The sequence below is a fragment of the Microbacterium sp. Leaf179 genome (genome assembly GCF_001423785.1).
Taxonomy (GTDB): domain Bacteria; phylum Actinomycetota; class Actinomycetes; order Actinomycetales; family Microbacteriaceae; genus Microbacterium.
The window spans coordinates 30,182-50,706 of record NZ_LMPH01000001.1; the positions used below are offsets into that span (position 1 = coordinate 30,182).

The 20,525-nt window shown below is 70.8% G+C and carries 17 protein-coding genes; 6 read left to right on the forward strand and 11 right to left on the reverse strand.

Annotated elements, in window-relative coordinates; all coding sequences use genetic code 11:
• Positions 1-65 precede the first annotated feature (65 nt).
• Both ASF96_RS00170 and ASF96_RS00175 read left to right on the forward strand, forming a co-directional pair.
• Positions 66-950 carry an ABC transporter ATP-binding protein gene (locus tag ASF96_RS00170; RefSeq protein WP_055937515.1) on the forward strand — a complete coding sequence of 295 codons (885 nt, stop codon included), beginning with the start codon at positions 66-68 and terminating at the stop codon, positions 948-950.
• Positions 947-2,065, forward strand: a complete 1,119-nt coding sequence (locus ASF96_RS00175; protein WP_055934878.1) for an ABC transporter permease — start codon at positions 947-949, stop codon at positions 2,063-2,065. Before ASF96_RS00170 ends, ASF96_RS00175 begins: the two co-directional genes overlap by 4 nt.
• An 87-nt stretch (positions 2,066-2,152) precedes the next feature.
• On the opposite strand, the gene ASF96_RS00180 is transcribed toward ASF96_RS00175, so the two are convergent.
• The 3 genes from ASF96_RS00180 to ASF96_RS00190 form a co-directional block, all read right to left on the reverse strand.
• On the reverse strand, positions 2,153-2,533 hold the full coding sequence (locus tag ASF96_RS00180) for a VOC family protein (RefSeq protein WP_055934881.1): 381 nt from the start codon (positions 2,531-2,533) through the stop codon (positions 2,153-2,155).
• 16 nt (positions 2,534-2,549) lie between these two features.
• The gene (locus ASF96_RS00185) at positions 2,550-3,257 is read right to left on the reverse strand and encodes a hypothetical protein (RefSeq protein WP_055934884.1); all 708 of its coding nucleotides are present in this window, start codon (positions 3,255-3,257) and stop codon (positions 2,550-2,552) included.
• Positions 3,258-3,368: 111 nt separating this feature from the next.
• Positions 3,369-5,150, reverse strand: a complete 1,782-nt coding sequence (locus ASF96_RS00190; protein WP_055934888.1) for a glycoside hydrolase family 15 protein — start codon at positions 5,148-5,150, stop codon at positions 3,369-3,371.
• A 113-nt stretch (positions 5,151-5,263) separates the two neighbouring features.
• On the opposite strand from ASF96_RS00190, the gene ASF96_RS00195 reads away from it, so the two are divergent.
• Both ASF96_RS00195 and ASF96_RS00200 read left to right on the forward strand, forming a co-directional pair.
• Entirely contained in the window at positions 5,264-6,625 is a 1,362-nt protein-coding gene (locus ASF96_RS00195; RefSeq protein WP_055934891.1) for a glucose-6-phosphate dehydrogenase, read from the forward strand.
• 254 nt (positions 6,626-6,879) lie between these two features.
• The gene (locus ASF96_RS00200) at positions 6,880-7,464 is read left to right on the forward strand and encodes a nitroreductase family protein (protein ID WP_055934893.1); all 585 of its coding nucleotides are present in this window, start codon (positions 6,880-6,882) and stop codon (positions 7,462-7,464) included.
• A gap of 290 nt (positions 7,465-7,754) precedes the next feature.
• Here ASF96_RS00200 and ASF96_RS00205 read toward each other — a convergent pair whose 3' ends face one another.
• Both ASF96_RS00205 and ASF96_RS00210 read right to left on the reverse strand, forming a co-directional pair.
• Positions 7,755-9,953 carry an ATP-dependent Clp protease ATP-binding subunit gene (locus ASF96_RS00205; protein WP_082509205.1) on the reverse strand — a complete coding sequence of 733 codons (2,199 nt, stop codon included), beginning with the start codon at positions 9,951-9,953 and terminating at the stop codon, positions 7,755-7,757.
• A 218-nt stretch (positions 9,954-10,171) separates the two neighbouring features.
• Positions 10,172-11,185: a GlxA family transcriptional regulator gene (locus tag ASF96_RS00210; RefSeq protein WP_055934897.1), complete on the reverse strand. Its 1,014-nt coding sequence runs from the start codon at positions 11,183-11,185 to the stop codon at positions 10,172-10,174.
• An 85-nt stretch (positions 11,186-11,270) separates the two neighbouring features.
• On the opposite strand from ASF96_RS00210, the gene ASF96_RS00215 reads away from it, so the two are divergent.
• Positions 11,271-11,528 carry a hypothetical protein gene (locus ASF96_RS00215; RefSeq protein ID WP_055832714.1) on the forward strand — a complete coding sequence of 86 codons (258 nt, stop codon included), beginning with the start codon at positions 11,271-11,273 and terminating at the stop codon, positions 11,526-11,528.
• A gap of 64 nt (positions 11,529-11,592) precedes the next feature.
• Here ASF96_RS00215 and ASF96_RS00220 read toward each other — a convergent pair whose 3' ends face one another.
• The 4 genes from ASF96_RS00220 to ASF96_RS00235 form a co-directional block, all read right to left on the reverse strand.
• A complete protein-coding gene (locus ASF96_RS00220) occupies positions 11,593-12,816 on the reverse strand; it encodes a glycosyltransferase (RefSeq protein WP_055934902.1) in 1,224 nt (407 codons plus the stop codon).
• Positions 12,817-12,820: 4 nt separating this feature from the next.
• Positions 12,821-14,077, reverse strand: a complete 1,257-nt coding sequence (locus ASF96_RS00225) for a glycosyltransferase (RefSeq protein WP_055934905.1) — start codon at positions 14,075-14,077, stop codon at positions 12,821-12,823.
• A gap of 197 nt (positions 14,078-14,274) precedes the next feature.
• Positions 14,275-16,452, reverse strand: a complete 2,178-nt coding sequence (locus ASF96_RS00230; RefSeq protein WP_235560488.1) for an ABC transporter ATP-binding protein — start codon at positions 16,450-16,452, stop codon at positions 14,275-14,277.
• Positions 16,449-18,176: an ABC transporter ATP-binding protein gene (locus ASF96_RS00235; protein WP_055934908.1), complete on the reverse strand. Its 1,728-nt coding sequence runs from the start codon at positions 18,174-18,176 to the stop codon at positions 16,449-16,451. Before ASF96_RS00235 ends, ASF96_RS00230 begins: the two co-directional genes overlap by 4 nt.
• Before the next feature lie 127 nt (positions 18,177-18,303).
• Between ASF96_RS00235 and ASF96_RS00240 the strand changes: the two genes are divergently transcribed.
• Positions 18,304-18,897 carry a hypothetical protein gene (locus ASF96_RS00240; protein ID WP_055934912.1) on the forward strand — a complete coding sequence of 198 codons (594 nt, stop codon included), beginning with the start codon at positions 18,304-18,306 and terminating at the stop codon, positions 18,895-18,897.
• An 87-nt stretch (positions 18,898-18,984) separates the two neighbouring features.
• On the opposite strand, the gene ASF96_RS00245 is transcribed toward ASF96_RS00240, so the two are convergent.
• Positions 18,985-19,422 (reverse strand): heat shock protein transcriptional repressor HspR, encoded by a 438-nt coding sequence (locus ASF96_RS00245; RefSeq protein ID WP_055832709.1) that lies wholly within the window; start codon positions 19,420-19,422, stop codon positions 18,985-18,987.
• Positions 19,423-19,518: 96 nt separating this feature from the next.
• A complete protein-coding gene (locus ASF96_RS00250; protein WP_055832708.1) occupies positions 19,519-20,514 on the reverse strand; it encodes a DnaJ C-terminal domain-containing protein in 996 nt (331 codons plus the stop codon).
• Between the last annotated feature and the right edge of the window lie 11 nt (positions 20,515-20,525).

A 20,525-nucleotide genomic window follows, 5' to 3' on the forward strand; every position in this document is an offset into this window, starting at 1 on the left:
CAGGGCGGAGGCGCCGGACACCCGCCCTCCGTAGCGTGGGACGCACCGAGAAGAAGGGACGCACCGTGCTCGAGCTGGACGGCATCACCAAGAGGTACGGCGACCGCCGTGTGCTCGACGACGTGAGCTTCGGGGTCTCCCCCGGGCGACTCACGGGTTTCGTCGGCGGCAACGGCGCCGGCAAGACGACCACCATGCGCATCGCCCTGGGCGTGCTGGCCAAGGACGGCGGCACGGTGGCGCTGAACGGCGCGCCCCTGACCACCGCCGACCGGCGCCGCTTCGGGTACATGCCCGAGGAGCGCGGGCTCTACCCGAAGATGAAGGTCGCCGAGCACATCGCGTACCTCGCTCGCCTGCACGGCTTCGGCAAGGCCGAGGCGAACGAGAAGGCCACCGCCCTGCTCGAGCGGCTCGGACTCGGCGAGCGCCTCGGCGATCTCGTCGAGACCCTGTCGCTCGGCAACCAGCAGCGCGCGCAGATCGCCGCCTCGCTCGTGCACGAGCCCGACGTGCTCATCCTCGACGAGCCGTTCTCGGGCCTCGACCCGCTGGCGGTCGACGTGGTCGCCGGCGTGCTGCAGGAGAAGGCGGCGGCGGGCGCCGCGGTGCTCTTCTCATCGCACCAGCTCGACGTCGTCGAGCGCCTCTGCGACGACCTCGTCATCATCGCCGGCGGCACGATCCGCGCGGCGGGCACGCGCGACGGCCTGCGCGCCCAGCACGCCACCCACCGGTACGAGCTGGTGTCGCGCGGCGACGCCGGCTGGCTGCGCGACGAGCCCGGCATCACGGTGCTGGATTTCGACGGCGGCTACGCCCTGTTCGACGCCGACGACGACAGCGCCGCTCAACGCGTGCTGCGGGGGGCGGTGTCGCGGGGCGACGTCGTCAGTTTCGCGCCCCAACGCCCCACCCTCGCCGAGATCTTCAAGGAGGTCATCCAGTGAGCACCTCGTCGCCCACTCCCCGTCGCGCCCCCAGCGAGCTGCAGAGCGTCTGGCTCGTCGCCGAGCGCGAGATCGGCTCGAAGCTGCGCAGCAAGGCCTTCGTGATCTCCACCGCGATCCTCATCGTGGCCGCCCTGGCGTCGGTGGTCTGGGGCGGGTTCGCCGCCGGCAACGCCAGCGGCAGCGGCATCCCCGTCGCCGTCACCTCCCAGACGCAGAGCGCCGTGTCGAGCCTCGACGGGCTCGAGGTCACCGTCGCCGCCGACGACGGTGCCGCGACCGCCCTCGTCGAGGACGGGACGGTGGATGCCGCCCTGGTCTCGGGCTCGTCGGATGCCGCGTTCGACTACACCGTCGTGGTGAAGGACAGCGTGCCCTCGACCTTGCTGCAGATGCTGAGCGAGACCCCGCCCGTGCAGGAGCTCGAACCCGGTGCGGGAGCGGCGAGCGCGCTGCGCTACCTCATCGCCCTCGGCTTCGGTCTGGTGTTCCTCATCGCCGCCTCGACCTTCGGCGGCACGATCGCTCAGAGCGTGGTGGAAGAGAAGCAGACGCGCGTGGTCGAGATCCTCATCTCGGCGATCCCCGTGCGCACCCTGCTCGCCGGCAAGGTGCTGGGCAACACGGTGCTCGCGATGGCGCAGATCGTGCTGCTGGCGGCCGTGGCCGTCATCGGTCTCGCCGTCACGGATCAGGCCGGGGTGCTGAGCGCCCTCGGGGCACCGATCGCCTGGTTCGCGATCTTCTTCCTCTTCGGGTTCGTGCTGCTGGCGGCGCTGTTCGCCGCGGCGGCCGCGATGGTCTCGCGCCAGGAGGACATCGGCGCCACGACCACCCCCATCACCATGCTGATCATGGCGCCGTACTTCCTGGTGATCTTCTTCAACGACAACCCGGTCGTGCTGACGGTCATGTCGTACGTGCCGTTCTCGGCACCGGTGGGGATGCCGCTGCGCATGTACCTCGGCGACGCGCAGTGGTGGGAGCCCGTGCTCTCGCTGCTCATCCTGCTCGTCTCGTGCATCGCGGCCATCGGCGTCGGCTCGCGCATCTACCGCAACTCGCTGCTGCGCATGGGCGCACGCGTCAAGCTGGCGGAGGCGCTGAAGGGCTGATCGCGCGGCTCACGTCGGAGGGGGATGGATGCCAGGGGTTCGGCATCCATCCCCCTCTTCGCGCCGCACCACCCGGTCTCGGCGCCGTCACTCCTCGAGCACGGCGAGCACGTTGCCCGCCGGGTCGCGGAACCAGGCGATGAGCGGGCCGCCCGCGCGCATGATGCCGCGCTCATCGGTGGGGATATCGGCGTCGGGGTAGATCTTGGTGTCGACGCCGCGGGAACGCAGGTCGTCGACGGCTGCCTCGACGTCGGCGACGGGGAAGTTCAGCACCGTGAACGTGGCGGGCTCGTGATGGGGTTTGCCGTAGACGAGCACGCTCCCGCCCGATCCGAGCTGGAGCGAGAGGAAGCCCGTGTCCTCGAACACCTCCACCGTCAGGCCGAGGGTGTCGGCGTAGAACCGGCGGGCCGCGTCGAGGTCGTCGACGGCGAAACCCGAGAAGGCACCGGCGGGATCGAACATGATCGTGCTCCTTCGTTCAGCGCGCCACGAAGGCCGTGACGCTGTCGGACAGGCGGATCGGGATGCCATCGATCACCGACCGCACCGGCTCCCCGATCGCGACGGTGAGTTCCTCGTCGACGCCGAAGACCGCGGCCCCCGTCTGCGCGCCGCTCGCGCACCCCGCCGACCACGGACTGTTGTCGGTCGAGGTGAAGGTCGCGATGCAGCGCCCGTCGCCGTCGTCGGGTTGCGCGAGGTAGATGCGGAAGTCGCTCACCGTCGCGATGTAGCGCGTACTCGCCGGATCGATGCCGCTGTCGCGCAGGATGTCGGCCGAGATCACGTCTTCGACCGTCTGGGGGAACGTCAGCTCGGGCAGGCTCGCCGTCGCGGGATCCGGGGTCGCGGCGGTCGAGGGCCCGGCCGACAGCCCCGCGCCGATCGCGGCGCCGACGCCGAGCACGACGAGGGCTCCTACCGCGGCGAGCGCCCACCGCAGGGCGGGGCGGGGTGACCGGGCGTCGGCCTCGGCGGGCTCGGCGCCCTCGGGCGCGGCATCCGGGGTCGGGGGGTCTGAGGCATCGGGGTCGCGCCGGGGCGCGCGTTCCGGCTCGCCGCTCCCGGCGCGGCGCACCCGCTCTTCGAGCTCGCCGAGACGCTCGATCATGGCCGGCGTCGCGGCGGCGCCGTCGGCACCGTAGACCCGCTCGCGCAGGTGCCGCAGCTCGACGTCGTCGTCCATGCGTTGACTCTAGAGCCGCGCGGGGGCGGCGGGGGCGGGAAGCGGTCTTCCGCGACGTCAGCCCCCGCCGTGCAGGGCGAGGAGCCCGAGCGACCCGACGCCGCGACGCGATCAGGCGCCGGGGCGCGGCGCCGTCGCATCCAGCGCGTCGGCCGCCCCCACCAGCGCGAGATGCGACAGCGCCTGCGGGGTGTTGCCGACCTGGTGACCGGTGGTGGGGTCGTACTCCTCCGACAGCAGGCCGAGGTCGTTCGCGACGGCGGTGAGCCGGTGCATCAGCGTCACGGCCTCGTCGCGGCGACCGCTGTGCGCGTACTGCCCGACCAGCCAGAAGGAACAGGCGAGGAACGGATGCTCGTCCCCGGTGAGGCCGTCGACACCGGTCGTGCGGTAGCGCAGCAGCCACCCGTCGGGCATGAGCGTCTCTTCCATGCGGGCGACGGTGGCGAGCATGCGGGGGTCGTCGTACGCGCAGAACCCGACCTGGGGCAGCACCAGCAGCGAGGCATCGACCTCGTCGGTGCCGAAGTGCTGCGTGAACCATCCGCCCTCGTGCACCCCGTGCGCGTCGATGTCGGCGCGGACCCGATCGCGCAGGGTGCGCCAGGTGTCGACGTCGCCGCCGCGCCCGCCCTCTTCGACGGCGCGGATGCCGCGATCGAACGCCGCCCACACCATCGCCCGGGAGTGGGTGAAGAAGTGCGGCTCGCCGCGCATCTCCCAGATGCCCAGGTCGGGCCGGTCGACCTCGCTCGCGAGCTGGTCGAGCAACGCCCGCTGCAGCGACCACGAGAACGTCGTCTCTTCGACCCCGGCGTTCCGCGCCGCCTCGAGCGCCACCATGACCTCGCCGATCACGTCGGCCTGGTACTGGTCGACGGCGCCGTTGCCGATGCGCACGGGGGCGGCTCCCCCGTACCCGGGGAGGCTGGTGATCTCGCGCTCCGGCAGGTCGCGCTCGCCCGCGATGCCGTACATGATCTGCACGTCGGCGGGGTCCCCGGCGATCGCCCTCAGCAACCAGGTGCGCCAGCGCTGTGCGGCGTCGAGGTAGCCGTGGTCGATGTACGCGCTCAGCGTGAGGGCCGCGTCGCGCAGCCAGACGTAGCGGTAGTCCCAGTTGCGCGAGCCTCCGAACTCCTCGGGCAGCGAAGTCGTGGCCGCGGCGACGATGCCGCCCGTCTCGGAGTGCGTGAGCGCGCGCAGCACCATGAGGGAACGGGTGACGAGGGCGGCGTGCGTGCCGGCGGACTGCACGCGGTCGGCCCACGACGACCACCACTCGCGCGTGCGCTCCAGCGCCGCCGACACGTCGAACGACACCGGCGGGTCCTGCCACGACGGCCCCCACGACAGGACCGAGTCGACGCGGTGGCCGGGGCTCGTCGTCCACCGGCCGCGGTGAGCGGTGCCGACGGCGATGAGACGGGGGGCCCGCAGGGTCACGGCGTCGGGGCCGGCGACGGCGAGGATCGCGTGCTCGTCGGCGTGGCCGATCTGCCGCACCCAGGGCACGGCGCGGGCGTAGTCGAAGCGCAGACGCACCTCGCTGACGAAGTCGACCTGGCCCGAGACCCCGACCACGCGACGGATGACGGCCTCCACCCCCTCGTCGACGGGCATGGCGTCGTACACCTCGGCGACGCCGGTCTCGGTTTCCCAGCGGGTGACGAGCACGAACGTGTCGCCGTCGTACCGACGCGTCGCGCGCGCCTCGGGGTCGGCCGGGCGCAACGACCACGCGCCGTGCGACTCGTCGCCCAGCAGGGCGCTGAACATCGAGCCGCTGTCGTACCGCGGCAGGCAGAGCCAGTCGATGCTCCCTCGAGAGGAGACGAGGGCGGCAGACCGGCAGTTGCTGAGGACGGCGTAGTCCTCGATCGGAGTCGTCACCCTCGGATCATGGCAGCAAACACCCGCATCGCACCTATGGGCTCCATGAGTGGCATCCCTCGGTCATCCGCAAGGGCGGGGCGAGGTCGGAAGGTGTCGCTACGCTGAGCGGCATGGCGGCGGACACCACCCTGATCATCCTGGGCGCTTCAGGCGACCTCACTTCTCGACTGCTCCTCCCGGCCCTGGGCCAACTGCTCGTGCGCGAGCCCGGGCGGTCGGTGCGCCTGCACGGCGCGGGCATAGAGGACTGGACCGACGAGCACTGGCGCGAGGTGGTGCACCGGGCGTTCCAGACGATGGACGCCGAGGCTGCTTTCGACTCGGTCTCGGCCACGACCTACTCCCGAGCCGACATCACGAAGGCCGCCGACCTGCAGCAGCTGCTCGACGACGCCGAGGGGCGTCCGGCGCTGTACTTCGCCGTCCCGCCGGCCGTGGCCGAGAAGTCGTGCCTCGCGCTGAGCGACGTGACTATTCCCGAGGGAACGATCCTCGCGCTCGAGAAGCCGTTCGGCACCGACGAGGCCAGCGCGCACAAGCTCAACCAGCAGCTGGCGACGCTCGTTCCCGAAGACCAGGTCTTCCGCATCGATCACTTCCTCGGGCGTTCCACGGTGCTCAACCTGCTCGGCGCGCGCTTCGCCAACCGCATCATCGAGAGCGTGTGGTCGGCCGACGACATCGCGTCGATCACCGTCGACTTCCCCGAGAAGCTCGGCCTCGAGGGCCGCGCGGGGTATTACGACTCCGCCGGCGCGCTCGTCGACATGATCCAGAGCCACCTGCTGCAGGTCATGGCCTTCGTCACGATGGAGCCGCCCTCCACCCTCGACCAGCTCGACCTGCGCGATGCCACCTCGGCGGTGCTGCGGGCGACCCACGTGCTCGACGACGACCCGGTGAAGAACTCCCGGCGCGCGCGGTACACGGCGGGCGACGTCGGCGACCGCCACTTCCCCTCGTACGTCGACGAGCCGGGTGTCGATGCGTCGCGCGGCACCGAGACACTGGCCGAGATGACCGTCGAGGTGCGCACCGCCCGCTGGCAGGGGGTGCCCATCACACTGCGGTCGGGCAAGGCGCTGGATGCCGGAGACCCGGCCGCGACCGTCACCTTCAAGCCCGTGCGGCACCTTCCGGGCGGCTTCGTCGGCGAGAGCGATCCGTCGGTGCTCGTCTTCTCACTCGGCCCCGACACCATGAGCCTCGGGCTCAACGTCAACGGCGCCGACGACCCCCTCGAACTCGAGCGCGTGACGCTGGCCGCCGACCTCGGCGTCGGCGGGCTGAAGGCGTACGGCGAAGTGCTCTCGGGCATCCTCGACGGCGACGCCATGCTCGCGGTGCGCGCCGACGCGGCCGAGCAGTGCTGGCGCATCGTGCAGCCCGTCATCGACGCGTGGCGCCAGAACCGGGTGCCGCTCGACGAGTACCCGGCCGGTTCCACGGGCCCCGAGTCCTGGAAGCTGTGACGCCGAGGGGCTGAGGTCCCGTCGGGGCACCTCGCCGCGGCGCCGCCGCGTGCACAACGGCGGGGGCCGGGCAGACACGCCGGGGTATCGGCATCCCGAACCGGCGTGTTGCCGCCTGGCCCCGCCGTTGTGCACGGCTACCGGGACCGAGGCTGGACGACCCATACCGTCACGAGGGAACACGAAAGAGGCCGGGTGTGTTCAATGGTGGAGGTCAATGGCGACCGGATCTGTCCCCGTTCTCAGGAGTAGCCATGTCCCTCACCCTCGACCGCACCGCACCCACCGACGCTCCGATCCTCGGCGTGCTCGCCGAGCGCTGGAGCACCCGCGTCTTCGACCCCGAGACGCCGATCGACGAGACCGCGCTGCGCTCCGCCCTCGAGGCCGCCCGCTGGGCACCCTCGGGCATGAACCACCAGCCCTGGCGCCTGATCCTCGCCCGTCGCGGTTCGGCGGCGCACGAGAAGATCGTGTCGGCCCTCATGGGCTTCAACCGGGCCTGGGCCCCCGCCGCCGGCGCCCTGCTCGTCGTGCTCGCCGAGCACGAGACCGCCGAGGGTGACGCGCGCCCGTGGGCGCTCTACGACGCCGGCCAGGCCGCCGCGCACTTCACCGTGCAGGCACAGGCCGAGGGTCTCGCGACGCACCAGATGGGCGGCTTCGTGGCCGACGACCTGCGTGCCGCCTTCGACATCGAGGCGCGCTTCACCCCCGTCACCGTCATCGCGGTCGGCGCTCTCGGCGACATCGACGCCGCCGAAGAGGGCCTGCGCCAGCGCGAGCTCGCCCCCCGCGAGCGCCGCTCGGTGGCGGACTCGCTGCTCGTCGACGACTGAGCGACCCGCCCGCGGCGAACGCCCGCCGCACCGGAGACCCCGCCGAGGGTGCTCCCGGTGCGGCGGGCGTTCCTCATGGCGTCGGCGCACGGCCGACGCGCTCTGCCGACGCCCTCATGTGCATAAACGCTCATCCTGCGCAGAAACGCTCAGCCGACGCGTTTATGCGCACGATGAGCGTTTATGCGGGAGGGGCCGGGACGCGGAGACCGGCACCGCGCGTGCGCGGCCGATCGCACACGAGAGGGGGATGCCGCGCACCGCGCGCCGCATCCCCCTCTCGCATTCGACTACTCGACGATCTCGGCCTCGATCACGTCGTCGTCGCCCGGCTCGGGCTGGGCGGGGCCCGCGCTCGCCAGCACGAGCGAGTCGCCGTCGCTCGCCACGTCGACCCGCACCACATCGCCGTCGCGCACCGTGCCGGCGAGGATCGCCATCGCGAGGCGGTTCTGGATCTCGGTCTGGATCAGGCGACGCAGCGGCCGGGCGCCGTACACCGGGTCGTACCCGCGTTCGGCGAGCCACGAACGGGCATCGGGCGTGACCGCGAGGGACAGCCGGCGCTCGCGCAGTCGCTTGTGCAGGGCGTCGACGGCGAGTTCGACGATCTGCGCCAGGTCGTCCTGGCTCAGGGCCTGGAAGATGACGATGTCGTCGAGGCGGTTCACGAACTCGGGCTTGAAGGCCTGGCGCACCAGCGCCTGCACCTGCTCGTGCTTGGTCTCGATCGACAGCGTCGGGTCGATGAGGATCGGCGAGCCGAGGTTCGAGGTGAGCACCAGGATGACGTTCGTGAAGTCGACCGTGCGGCCCTGGCCGTCGGTCAACCGACCGTCGTCGAGCACCTGCAGCAGCACGTCGAACACCTCGGGGTGCGCCTTCTCGACCTCGTCGAGCAGCACGACGCTGTAGGGACGACGGCGCACGGCCTCGGTGAGCTGGCCGCCCTGCTCGTACCCGATGTACCCCGGAGGGGCACCGACGAGGCGCGAGACGGAGTGCTTCTCGCCGTACTCCGACATGTCGATGCGCACCATGGCGTGCTCGTCGTCGAAGAGGAAGTCGGCGAGCGACTTCGCCAGCTCGGTCTTGCCGACACCGGTCGGGCCGAGGAACAGGAACGATCCGACCGGGCGGTTCGGGTCGCTGATCCCGGCGCGCGAGCGGCGGACGGCGTCGGACACCGCCTTCACGGCATCGCGTTGCCCGATCAGGCGCTTGCCGAGCTCGCGCTCGAGGTGCAGCAGCTTCTCGGTCTCGCCCTGCAGCAGGCGCCCGACCGGAATGCCGGTCCAGGCGGCGATGACCGCCGCGATGTCCTCGTCGGTGACCTGATCGTTGACCATCCGGTCGCCGGTGGGCTCCTCGCGCTCGGCGGCCATGAGCTCGCGCTCGAGCGCCGGGATCTCGGCGTACAGCAACCGCGACGCGCGTTCGAGGTTGCCCTCGCGCTGGGCGCGCTCGGCATCCACGCGCGCCGAGTCGAGACGGGTCTTCAGGTCGCCGACGCGGTTGAGCGAGGCGCGCTCGCGCTCCCACCGGGCCTGCAGCTCGTCGAGTTTGGCCTGCTCGCCGGCGAGGGTGTCGCGGAGCGTGGCGAGACGCTCCTTCGAGGCCGCGTCCTTCTCTTTCTTCAGCGCGAGCTCTTCGAGCTTCAGGCGATCGACGTGTCGGCGCAGCTCGTCGATCTCGAGGGGCGCGGAGTCGATCTCCATGCGCAGACGCGAGGCCGCCTCGTCGATCAGGTCGATGGCCTTGTCGGGCAGCTGGCGCGCGGGGATGTAGCGGTTCGACAGCGACGCTGCGGCGACCAGCGCCGCATCGGCGATGGCGACCTTGTGGTGCGCCTCGTAACGCTCCTTCAGGCCGCGGAGGATCGCCACGGTGTCTTCGACCGTGGGCTCGCCGACGTACACCTGCTGGAAGCGGCGTTCGAGAGCGGCATCCTTCTCGATGAACTCGCGGTACTCGTCGAGCGTGGTCGCGCCGATCAGCCGCAGCTCGCCGCGGGCGAGCATGGGCTTGAGCATGTTGGATGCCGCGACCGAGCCCTCGCCGCCGCCCGCGCCCATGAGCACGTGCAGCTCGTCGATGAACGTGATGACGCGCCCATCGGACTCGGTGATCTCTTTCAGGACGCTCTTCAGTCGCTCCTCGAACTGGCCGCGGTACATCGCGCCGGCGACGAGCGCCGAGATGTCGAGCGACACGAGTTCTTTGTTCTTGAGACTCTCGGCGACGTCGCCCGCGACGATGCGCTGCGCGAGCCCCTCGACGACGGCGGTCTTGCCGACACCGGGTTCGCCGATGAGCACGGGGTTGTTCTTCGTGCGGCGGGTCAGCACCTGGCTGACGCGGCGGATCTCGCCGTCGCGCCCGATCACGGGGTCGAGCTTGCCCTGGCGGGCACGGTCGGTGAGGTTGATGCCGAACTGCTCGAGGGCGCTCCGCGCGTCCTCCTGCCCCGGCTGTGGCGTGGCGTTCATGTGTTCTCCCAAAATCTGTTCGCGGTCTCAAAAACTTGAGTTGCGTGGACTCAAGTTTAGCAGTGCACCGGCGAGAGAACAATGGATGCCGCGGCACAGGCGGTAGCGCGGACGCGGGCGCGGAGTGAGCGCGGGCGCGGGCAGCGCGGGCGCGGGCAGCGCGGGAGCGGTGGCGGTGTGAGAGCGGTGGCGGCGTGAGAGCGGGCGCGGCGCGGCCCTCAGGCCGGAATCGGTTCCGCCACCGCCGGGGACGATACGGTCGCGGAGGCGACTCGCTCATCCGCGTTGCACGAGAAACGCGCACGGTAGGCGGTCGGGGTGAGTCCCATCGCTCGGGCGAAGTTCTGGCGCAGCACCGCCGCCGAACCGAAGCCGCACTCGGCGGCGATGCGGTCCAGCCCCAGATCGGTCTCTTCGAGCAGCCGCTGCGCGTGCAGCAGGCGTTGGCGCGCGAGCCAGGCCGCGGGCGTGGCGCCGAGATCCGCCTTGAAGCGGCGGGCGAAGGTGCGCGGGGACATGTGCGCGCGTGCCGCGAGTCGATCGACCGAGAGCTCGGCATCCAGGTTCTGCAGCATCCACTCGGTCACCGGAGCCAGCGAGAGCGACGAGTCGATCGGGATCGGCGAGGCGATGAACTGCGCCTGGCCCCCGTCGCGCTGCGGCGCGACGACCATGCGTCGCGCGATGCGGTTGGCGAGCTCCGAACCGAGCTCCTGGCGCAGCAGGTGCAGGCACGCGTCGAGCCCCGCTGCGGTTCCGGCGCTCGTGACGATGTTGCCCGACTGCACGTAGAGCACGTCGGGGTCGACCTCGATCTCCGGATACATCCGCGCCATGACATCGGCGTAACGCCAGTGCGTCGTGGCGCGCTTTCCGTCGAGCACCCCGGCGGCGGCGATGACGAACGACCCGCTGCACACGCTCAGCAGCCAGGCGCCGCGGGCGTGGGCGGCGCGCACCACCTCGATCACGCGCGGGTCGACGGTGCCCCACTGATCCCGCGGGATGGGGGCGAGAACCAGGATGTCGACGTCGGACGCCGCCTCGAGACCGAGATCGACGTTCACCGAGAAACCGATGTTCGAGGGCACGACCCCGGGTTCGGGCGCGACGATGCGGAAGTCGAAACTCGGGATGCCGTCGTCGCTGCGGTCGAGGCCGAAAGCTTCGCACGCGAGGCCGAACTCGAACGGGGCGAAGCCGGGCTGGATGACGACGGCGACCGAGCGCATGCGAACCTCCGTGTGGCAGAAATATGACGAACACCGTCCATCATGCCACTCGTGACACTTTCCCTCTACTCGTAGCGTCTCTGCCATGGCTTACTTCATCGCCCTCGGCATCCTTTCGCTCGCCGGCATCGTCGGCACCGTGTGGCTCGTGCGGACCGACGGGTACGGGCGCATCCCCACCGACCCCTCGCGCGTCGCCCCGTCGGCGCCCCGTTCGGCCCGCTCGCGGGAGAAGACGGTCCAGGCCGCTCCCGCGGTCGAAGCCGCACGCCCGAGCATGCACGTCACCCTGCCGTCGGCCTCGACGGCGACCGCTCCGCTGCGCATCGTGGGAACGGAGTGACCCGACGACGCGGCACACGCCGCCCCGGCACGGCCGAGGCTCGGCGGGCGTGGGATCCGCCGGGTCAGCGCCCCGCGGCGACCGCCCGCTCGTACACGGCGACCATCGCCGCCGTGCGCGACGACTGGCGGAACCGCTCCGCGACGCTCGCGTCGGGCGTGACCGGCGACCCGGCGGCGATGTCGGCGGCCGAGCGGCGGAGGGTCTGCGAGAGCGCCGCGACCGTGGCATCCGGAACCGTCCAGATCCCGGCGCCGAGCTCGGCGCCGATGTCGGGGTCGCTGACGACGGCGGGGGTGCCGAGCGAGGCGGCCTCGAACACCGTCATGCCCTGCGTCTCGAAGCCGATCGACGTCTGCACCACGGCGTCGGCGTCGGCGAGCCGGCGGAGGGTCTCGGCGTACGACAGTCGTCCCGCGAACATGACGGATGCCACCGGCGCCCGACGCTCGATCAGCCGCTGCGCGGCACGGAGCTGACCGCCGCCGCCGATGATCTCGACCTCGGCGTCGATCCCCGACTCGGCGACCGCCTCGAGGAAGGGGAGCAGGCGCTTCTCGGGGCTCATGCGGCCGAGCCAGACGAAGCGCGGACGGCCCGGGCGGCGCTCGGTGGGTCCGGCCGCGAGGGCGGCGTCGAGCGCGTCGTCGTCGATGCCGTTCCAGATCACGTCGACCGCGTCGGCGACACCGTGCCGTTCCAGACGACGCGCGAAGTGACCCGAGGGGGCGGTCACGGCGCGGGACACCGCGGCCAGACGGCGAAGGTACGCCCAGCCGTCGATGTCGCTGCCGGCCAGGGCGACATCGCGCCCCGCCGCCGGCGCGGCGACCTGTCGCGGCAGCGCGCGTCGCGCCCACGCGTTCAGCGCGCGCAGTACCAGGCCCGGCAACGGGGCGGTCGCCTCGATGCCCACGTCGACGCGGTTGTGCATCGTGTGCACGACGGGCAGGCCGTGCCGCGCCGCGAAGCGGTGCCCGATGTACGCGCCCCAGAAGTCGGCCTGCACATGCACGACGTCGACCGGCAGGCGCGCGCCCATCTCGGAGTCCACGAACCGATCGGTCCGCGCGCCGGGCCAGGTGAGCGCGTACTCGCGATCGAACGTGAGGGGGATCGAGGGCAGGTCGAGGTAGGCGGTGTCGTCGGGCGCGGGGCGGTGCAGGCGCGGAGCGACGACGGTGACGACGTGGCCCGCGCGCTCGAGGAAGCGTTTCTGCAGCCGCATCGACACCTGCGCGCCGCCCAGCGACTCGAGGTGCTGGTCGGCGAACATCACGACGTGCACGAGGTCACTCCGGGAGCGGTCGTCCGCGGTATAGCGCCTCGAAGGTGTCGAGGGTGCGGCCGATGTCGTGCACGATCACGCCGTCGAGCGACGCCTGCTGCATCCGCCGACGCTCGTCGGGGGCGGCGGTGAGCACGTCGGTCAACCGGGCCGCGAGCTCGTCGGCGTTTCCGGGCTCGAACAGGTACCCGTTCTCGCCGTCGTGCACGAGGTGCGGGAGTGCGACCGCATTGGCGGCGACGATCGGCAGGCCGGAGGCCATGGCCTCCATCGTCGCGATCGACTGGAGTTCCGCGATCGAGGCGATCGCGAAGACCGACGCGCGCGAGTAGAGCGCGCGCAGCTCTTCTTCGGACGTGTGGCCGTGGAAGGTCACGCGGTGCGCGAGACCGAGCTGCTCGGCGAGCTGCTCGAGGTTGCGGCGCTGGTCGCCGCCACCGACGATGTCGAAGGTCACGTCGAGGGCGGGGTCGATCTTGGTCATCGCGCGCAGGATGACGTCGATGCCCTTCTCGGTGGTGAGGCGTCCGACGAAGAGGATGCGGTTCGCGTCGCGCGGCTCGAGGTCGGGCGTGTAGTTCGAGCGGTCGATACCGCAGGAGATCGGGATGACACCCTCGATGCCGATCGTCGCCTGCAGGAAGTCGGCGGCCCGACGCGTGGGCGTCGTGACGGCGCGCGTCATGACGAAGGTGCGCTTGGCATCGGCCCAGGCCAGCTTGAGCATGATGCGGTCGAGGAAGTCGGGCAGGGTCGTGAAATCGAGGATGTTCTCGGGCATCACGTGGTTGGTGGCGATCACCGGGATGCCGCGCTTGCGCGCCTCGCGGGCGAGTCCTCGGCCGATGATGATGTGCGACTGGATGTGCACGACGTCGGGCCGGATCTCATCGAGCATGAGTCGCGCGTAGTGCTTCGCGCGCCAGGGCCATACGAACGTGAGCCAGTCGTGCGGAAGGAAGCGGTACGACGGAAGACGGTGCAGCGTCATCGGCTGCCCCTCGATCACCTCGGTCGCCGTTCCCGCGTGGCCACGGCCGATGCTGGGCGCGGCGACGTGCACGTCGTGACCGCGGGCGACGAGACCGGCGGCGAGGCGCTCGGCGAAGCGGGCGGCCCCGTTGACGTGGGGCAGGAACGTGTCGGCGCCGATGAGGACCGTGAGCGGACGTTCGGCCGGGGCGGGAGTCTCGCGCGAGACGGCGGGATCGTGCGCGTCGTCGGATACGGGATGGTCGGCGGGCGTCGCAGAAGTGGTCACGGGTGGTGAGGCCTATCTATGCGGCGGACGGGTCGCACGGTGCGGTTCATGCGCTCGCACCACTGTACCCGAGCGGTTTTCGCGAACCCGGAGCCGTCTCCCGGTGTGGAGGACGGGGGCGTGGGCGCGCGAAGCGCGCCGGACGCGGCACCGCCCGCCCGGCGCGGCACCGGGCGGGCGGGTCGGCGCGGGCGGAGTCAGTCCCGACCGTCGAGCCGCGGGTCGGGCGACGGAGCACCGTGCGCGGGGCGCGGCGGCCCGTCGGTCCCGGCGGGAGCGGGAACCTCGGATGCCGCGGCCGCCATCGCCGACACCACCACGGCGTCGTCGGTGGCCGGCGCCTGCCGGGGATCAGCGGCGCGGGGGACCTCGGCCGCCGCGAGATCGACGTCGGCGGTGGCCTGCTCGAACTGCGAACGGTAGAGCCGGTAGTACGCCCCCTCGGTGCCGATCAGCTCGTCGTGCGTCCCCTGCTCGACGATGTCGCCGTGCTCCATGACCAGGATGAGATCGGCATCGCGGATCGTCGACAGGCGGTGCGCGATCACGAACGACGTGCGTCCTTCGCGCAGCGCGGCCATCGCCTGCTGCAGCAGCAGCTCGGTGCGCGTGTCGACCGACGAGGTCGCCTCGTCGAGGATGAGCACCGACGGACGCGCGACGAACGCCCGCGCGATGGTGATGAGCTGTTTCTCACCCGCCGAGACGTTCGCGGCGTCCTCATCGAGGACGGTGTCGTACCCCTCGGGGAGCGAGTGCACGAACTGGTCGACGCGGGTGGCGACGGCGGCTTGCTGGATCTCGTCGTCGGTGGCGGTCTCGCGGCCGTAGCGGATGTTGTCGCGGATCGTCCCGGCGAACAGCCACGGGTCTTGCAACACCATGCCGGTGCGCGAGCGGACGTCGTCGCGGCGCAGTTCGGCGATGTCCTGACCGTCGAGCAGGATGCGCCCGCCGTCGAGCTCGTAGAACCGCATGATCAGGTTGACCAAGGTGGTCTTGCCGGCCCCCGTCGGTCCGACGATGGCGACCGTCTGACCCGGCTCGACCCGGAACGACAGGTCGCGGATGAGCGGGCGATCGGGCGAGTACGCGAAGCGGACGTTCTCGAACTCGATGACCCCGCGTCCGTCGCCCGGGCGCGGGGCGTCGGGGGCGTCGGGGCCTTGCTCGTCGGCATCGAGCAGGGCGAAGACGCGCTCGGCCGAGGCCGTACCCGACTGCACGACCGCGGCCATGCCACCCAGCTGCGACAGGGGCTGCGTGAACTGCTGCGAGTACTGGATGAACGCCTGCACGTCGCCCAGGCGGATCTGCCCGCCGGCCACCATGAGCCCACCGAGCACCGCGATGCCGACGTAGGTGAGGTTTCCGACGAACATCATGCCCGGCATGATCATGCCGGAGAGGAACTGGGCCCGGAAACTGGCCTGGTAGAGCTCTTCGTTCTCGACCTCGAACTTCTCGCGGGCGTCTTTCTCGCGGCCGTAGACCTTGACCAGCGCGTGACCCGAGAACGACTCCTCGACGCGGGCGTTGAGACGGCCCACCTTCTTCCACTGCTCACCGAAGGCCTTCTGCGACTTCGGGCCGATCACCCCGAAGATGACCGCCATGAGCGGGAGCGAGATGAGCGCGACGAGGGCCAGCTGCCAGGAGATGGTGAACATCATGATGAGCACGCCCACGACCGTGAGCACGGAGGTGAGAGCGCTCGAGAGCGACTGCTGCATCGTCTGCGTGATGTTGTCGATGTCGTTCGTGACCCGCGAGATGAGCTCACCGCGCTGCACCTTGTCGAAGTACGACAGGGGGAGCCGGTTGACCTTGGCCTCGACGTCTTCACGCAGGCGCCACATGGTGCGCACCATGATGATGTTGATGACGTAGCCCTGGATCCACGACAGCAGCGACGAGCCGACGTAGATGGCCAGCACGGTCACGACCACGATGCGCAGCGCATCGAAGTCGACGCCCGCGCCGACCTGGAAGTTGTCCATCGCGCCGACGATGTTGGCGATGTCGCCCTGCCCGGCGGAGCGCAGGGCGTCGACGACGGTGTCTTTCGGGGTGCCGGCCGGGAACTGCTCGGCGAGCCCGCGCGAGACCACGCCCTCGAAGATGATGTTCGTGGCGTTGCCGAGGACGCGCGGGGCCAGCACCGCCAGCACGACGCCGAGGGCCCCGAGCACCGAGACGAGCCCGAAGGCCCCGGCGTGGGGACGCAGGAGTCCGATCAGCCGGCGGAAGCTCGAGCCGAAGTCCGAGGCCTTGCCCGGCGCGACGCTGTCCCAGTCGCCCGAGTTCAGACGGGCCTGTTCGGCGAGCTCGAGTTCGGCGCGCTCTTCTTCGGTGCGGGTGTCGGGAGTGCTCATGCTTCGACCCCCAGCTGCGACTCGACGATCTCGCGATAGGTGGTGCTGGACTGCAGCAGCTCCTCGTGCGTGCCGAGTCCGGCCATGCGTCCGTCTTCGAGCACGACGATCCGGTCGGCGCCGGTGATGGTCGAGACGCGCTGCGCCACGACGATCTTCGTCACCTCGGGCAGCTCTTGCCACAACGCCTGCCGCAATCGGGCGTCGGTGCTGAGGTCGAGGGCCGAGAACGAGTCGTCGAAGACGAGCACCGCCGGCCGGTGCACGATCGCCCGGGCGATGGCGAGGCGCTGGCGCTGCCCGCCCGAGACGTTGGTGCCGCCCTGGGCGATCTTGCCGTCGAGGCCGCCCTCCATCGCCTCGACGAAGTCGCGACCCTGGGCGATCTCGAGCGCGTGCCACAGTTCGTCGTCGGTGGCGTCTTCGCGACCGAAACGCAGGTTGGACGCCACCGTGCCGCTGAACAGGAACGGGCGCTGCGGCACCAGGCCGATGCTCTTCCACAGCAGGTCGAGGTCGGCCTCGCGCACGTCGACGCCGCCGACGCGGACGGCACCCGCCGTCACGTCGAACAGACGCGGGAGCAGGGAGACGAGGGTCGTCTTTCCCGCCCCCGTCGATCCGACGATCGCCACGGTCTCGCCGGGGTGGGCCGCGAACGTGACGCCCGACACCACGGGCGACTCGGCTCCCGGGTACGCGAAGGCGACGTCGTCGAACTCGACGGTTCCGACCGAGGGGAAGACGGTCACCGGGTTCGCCGGACGCTCGAGCGTCGAGTGACTGTCGAGCACCTCTCCGATGCGCTCGGCCGACACGGCCGCGCGCGGGATCATCACCGTCATGAAGCTCGCCATGAGCACGCCCATGAGGATCTGCGCCACGTACTGCATGAACGCGAAGAGGGTACCGATCTGCACGCCGCCGGCGTCGACCTGGATGCCGCCGAACCAGATGACTCCGACGACGGTGACGTTGAGCACCAGCATCGCCAGGGGGAACAGCAGCACGAAGAGCGAGCCCACCTTGCGACCGACGTCCATGATGTCGGTGTTCGCCTCGCGGAAGCGCTCTTCTTCGATGCGCTCGCGCACGAAGGCGCGCACCACACGCACTCCGGTCAGCTGCTCGCGCATCACCCGGTTCACGGCGTCGAGCTTGGACTGGTAGCTGCGGAACAGCGGCACCATGCGGGCGATGATGAGGGCGACCGCGACCAGCAGGATCGGAACGGCGACGCCGAGCAGCCAGCTGAGACCGACGTCTTGCTGCAACGCCATGAAGATGCCGCCGAGGGCGAGCAGCGGGGCGCTGACGAGCATGGTGGCGCCCATCATCGCGAGCATCTGCACCTGCTGCACGTCGTTCGTGTTGCGCGTGATGAGGGAACCGGCGCCGAACTGCGACAGCTCACGCTCCGAGAAGCCGCTCACCTTCTCGAACAGATCGAGCCGGATGTCGCGGCCCGCGGCCATGGCGGCGCGCGCGGCGAAGTAGGTCGCGACGACCGAGGCGACGATCTGACCGAGCGAGATGGCAAGCATGAGCATGCCCTGCGACCAGATGAACCCGGTGTCACCCTGGGCGACGCCGCGATCGATGATGTCGGCGTTCAGGCGCGGCAGATAGAGGGATGCCATCGCCGCGACGAACTGGAACACCAGCAGCGCCACGAGGAGCCAACGGTACCGGGACAGGTAGCGGGTGAGGATCTTGCCGAGCATGGGACCTCCGGAGCAGGTCTGACGCGGTCGCCGTGACCGCGAAGACCAGCCTGGCACCAACCTCCGACACCGGGGAACCTTTTCTGCAACTCAGCGCCCGTTCGGTCGCGGCTCGTAGGGTGGAGCCATGTCTCGACTGCAGGCCGACGCCGCCGCCGACCTCTGGGTGCCCGTGACCGGTTCGCTGGGCCTGCGCGGCCGACGACACCGCAAGGCCGCCATCGGCATGCTGCTCGGCCAGGCCGCCCGCACGACGGGCACCGCCCCCCGCCCCGGCGGCGGCGCCTTCGCCTGGATGCTGAGTCAAGCCGCTCCGCTGCTCATGCGTCGTGCCGGTGGCCGCGTTCTGGTGTGGGTGTGGAAGAGCGCGCCCGAACTGCTCGTCGTGATGGCACAGCTGCAAGAGGCCACCGCGCAGCTGCGCACCGCGCGCGCGATGATGCCGATGGAGTACGACGACACCGAGTCGTTCCGCAATCCGCATCTCGGCGTCGGCGAGAAGCTCGCGATGCCGCTGCCGGCCGATCCGAAGACTCCCCCCTTCGCGACCTACACGTGGGACACGGGCTCGCACTTCGTCACGGTGACCGCGGTGTGCGCCGACCGCGAGCGGTTCGGCACCGTCATCGGCGCGGTCGACGACATCGCACGCACGCTCCGCGTCGTCGACGACCTCTCGGTCGGAGAGACGCCGACGGTGCTGCGGATCGATCCGGCCTGAGCCGCTGCCCCGCTCCGGCCGAGCCGTCGGGGCACCGTATGCACAGACCCTTCGACGCGCTCAGAACCTCGGTGCCGCGACGGGATGTCAGTCGTCGTGGATGTCGCGCGGGCGCCAGAGCACGATGTCGGTCGCGCGACGCACGCGCGAGCCGTGGCGGAGCGTCACGACCGAGCCGGTCGCGCCGGCGGCGAAGACGCGCGCACCGGGGCGGGACTGCCGCTCGATCGTGAGCTGCCGCTCGAGGTCGTTCACGCGGCGGGCGAGATCGTGCACGCGCTCCTCGAGGGCGAGGAGGCGCGCGATCGCGGGAAGGCTCATGCCTTCCCCCGACAGGCGGGCGACCTCGCGCAACTGCTGCACGTGGCGGCTCGAGTAGCGACGCGACCCGCCCTGGGTGCGCGCGGGCACGACGAGACCGAGCCGGTCGTACTGCCGCAGCGTCTGCGGGTGCATGTTCGACAGCTCGGCGGCGGCGGCGATGGCGAAGATCGGGGCGTCTTCGTCGATCTCTCTCTCGGACACGTCTTCACCTCTTTCGTCGTGCCGGGTGCGAGTGCCGGGTTCTCGGCATCCTGACGTATCGGATGCCGAGAACCGCGACGACGCGCGTGGGATGCGTCAGCGCGCCTTGGCCATCAGGTCGGCGCGCGGGTTCTCTTTCGGTTCGAGCTCGTGGAAACGCTCGAGGGCCTCGCGGGCCGCGTCGTCGAGGTGCGTGGGCACCGCGACCTGGACCTCGGCGAGCAGGTCGCCGACGCCCTTGGTCGACTCGATCCCGCGTCCCTTGACGCGCAGCACCCGTCCCGACGGGGTGCCGGGGGCGACGCGCAGTCGCACCGGCTCCCCACCGAGTGTCGGGACCTCGATCGTGGCGCCCAGAGCCGCCTCGGTGAAGGTGACCGGCACCGTGACCCGCAGGTGGAGGCCGTCGCGCGTGAACACCGGGTGCGGACGCACCGCGACGGTCACGACGATGTCGCCGCTCTCGCCGCCGTCGGGCGACTTGCGTCCGCGGCCGCGCAGGCGGATCTTCTGCCCGTCCGATACCCCGGCCGGGATCTTCACCTTGAACGGGACATTGTCTTCGCCCTGCAGCGTGATCGTCTCGCCCTTGGCCGCCGTGACGAAGTCGATCGTCGTGCGCGCCGTGACGTCGGATCCGCGCTGCGGTCCGCCGTAACCGCGGTATCCACCCGAGGTCTGACCGAACCGGCCGGAACCGAAACCGGCGCCGCCCTGCTGGTCGAACATCGAGAAGAAGTCGTCGAAGCCCCCCGGAGGGGCCCCGGCGCCGCCACTGCGCGGTTGACCGAACCGGCTGAAGACGTCGTCGAAACCGCCGCCGCCGCCGGTACCCGGTGCCGAGAAGCGCGCCCCCGAGCCCATGGCCCGGATCTGGTCGTACTCCTCGCGCTGCTCCGGATCGTTGAGCACCGAGTAGGCCTCGCTGATCTCTTTGAACTTGGCCTCGGCCTTCGCGTCACCCGGGTTCGAGTCGGGGTGGTACTGGCGCGCGAGCTTGCGGTAGGTCTTCTTCAGATCGGCCGCGCTGACGCTCTTGTCGACGCCGAGGACCTTGTAGAAGTCCTTGTCGAACCAGTCCTGACTCGCCATGTGTCCTCCTC

Excerpts from the sequence above, each read along its gene's own strand:
- ASF96_RS00180 (WP_055934881.1), bottom strand. The coding sequence starts at position 2,533 with ATGTTCGATCCCGCCGGTGCCTTCTCGGGTTTCGCCGTCGACGACCTC.
- ASF96_RS00185 (WP_055934884.1), bottom strand. The coding sequence starts at position 3,257 with ATGGACGACGACGTCGAGCTGCGGCACCTGCGCGAGCGGGTCTACGGT.
- ASF96_RS00195 (WP_055934891.1), top strand. The coding sequence starts at position 5,264 with ATGGCGGCGGACACCACCCTGATCATCCTGGGCGCTTCAGGCGACCTC.
- ASF96_RS00200 (WP_055934893.1), top strand. The coding sequence starts at position 6,880 with ATGTCCCTCACCCTCGACCGCACCGCACCCACCGACGCTCCGATCCTC.
- ASF96_RS00205 (WP_082509205.1), bottom strand. The coding sequence starts at position 9,953 with ATGAACGCCACGCCACAGCCGGGGCAGGAGGACGCGCGGAGCGCCCTC.
- ASF96_RS00210 (WP_055934897.1), bottom strand. The coding sequence starts at position 11,185 with ATGCGCTCGGTCGCCGTCGTCATCCAGCCCGGCTTCGCCCCGTTCGAG.
- ASF96_RS00215 (WP_055832714.1), top strand. The coding sequence starts at position 11,271 with ATGGCTTACTTCATCGCCCTCGGCATCCTTTCGCTCGCCGGCATCGTC.
- ASF96_RS00230 (WP_235560488.1), bottom strand. The coding sequence starts at position 16,452 with ATGAGCACTCCCGACACCCGCACCGAAGAAGAGCGCGCCGAACTCGAG.
- ASF96_RS00235 (WP_055934908.1), bottom strand. The coding sequence starts at position 18,176 with ATGCTCGGCAAGATCCTCACCCGCTACCTGTCCCGGTACCGTTGGCTC.
- ASF96_RS00240 (WP_055934912.1), top strand. The coding sequence starts at position 18,304 with ATGTCTCGACTGCAGGCCGACGCCGCCGCCGACCTCTGGGTGCCCGTG.
- ASF96_RS00250 (WP_055832708.1), bottom strand. The coding sequence starts at position 20,514 with ATGGCGAGTCAGGACTGGTTCGACAAGGACTTCTACAAGGTCCTCGGC.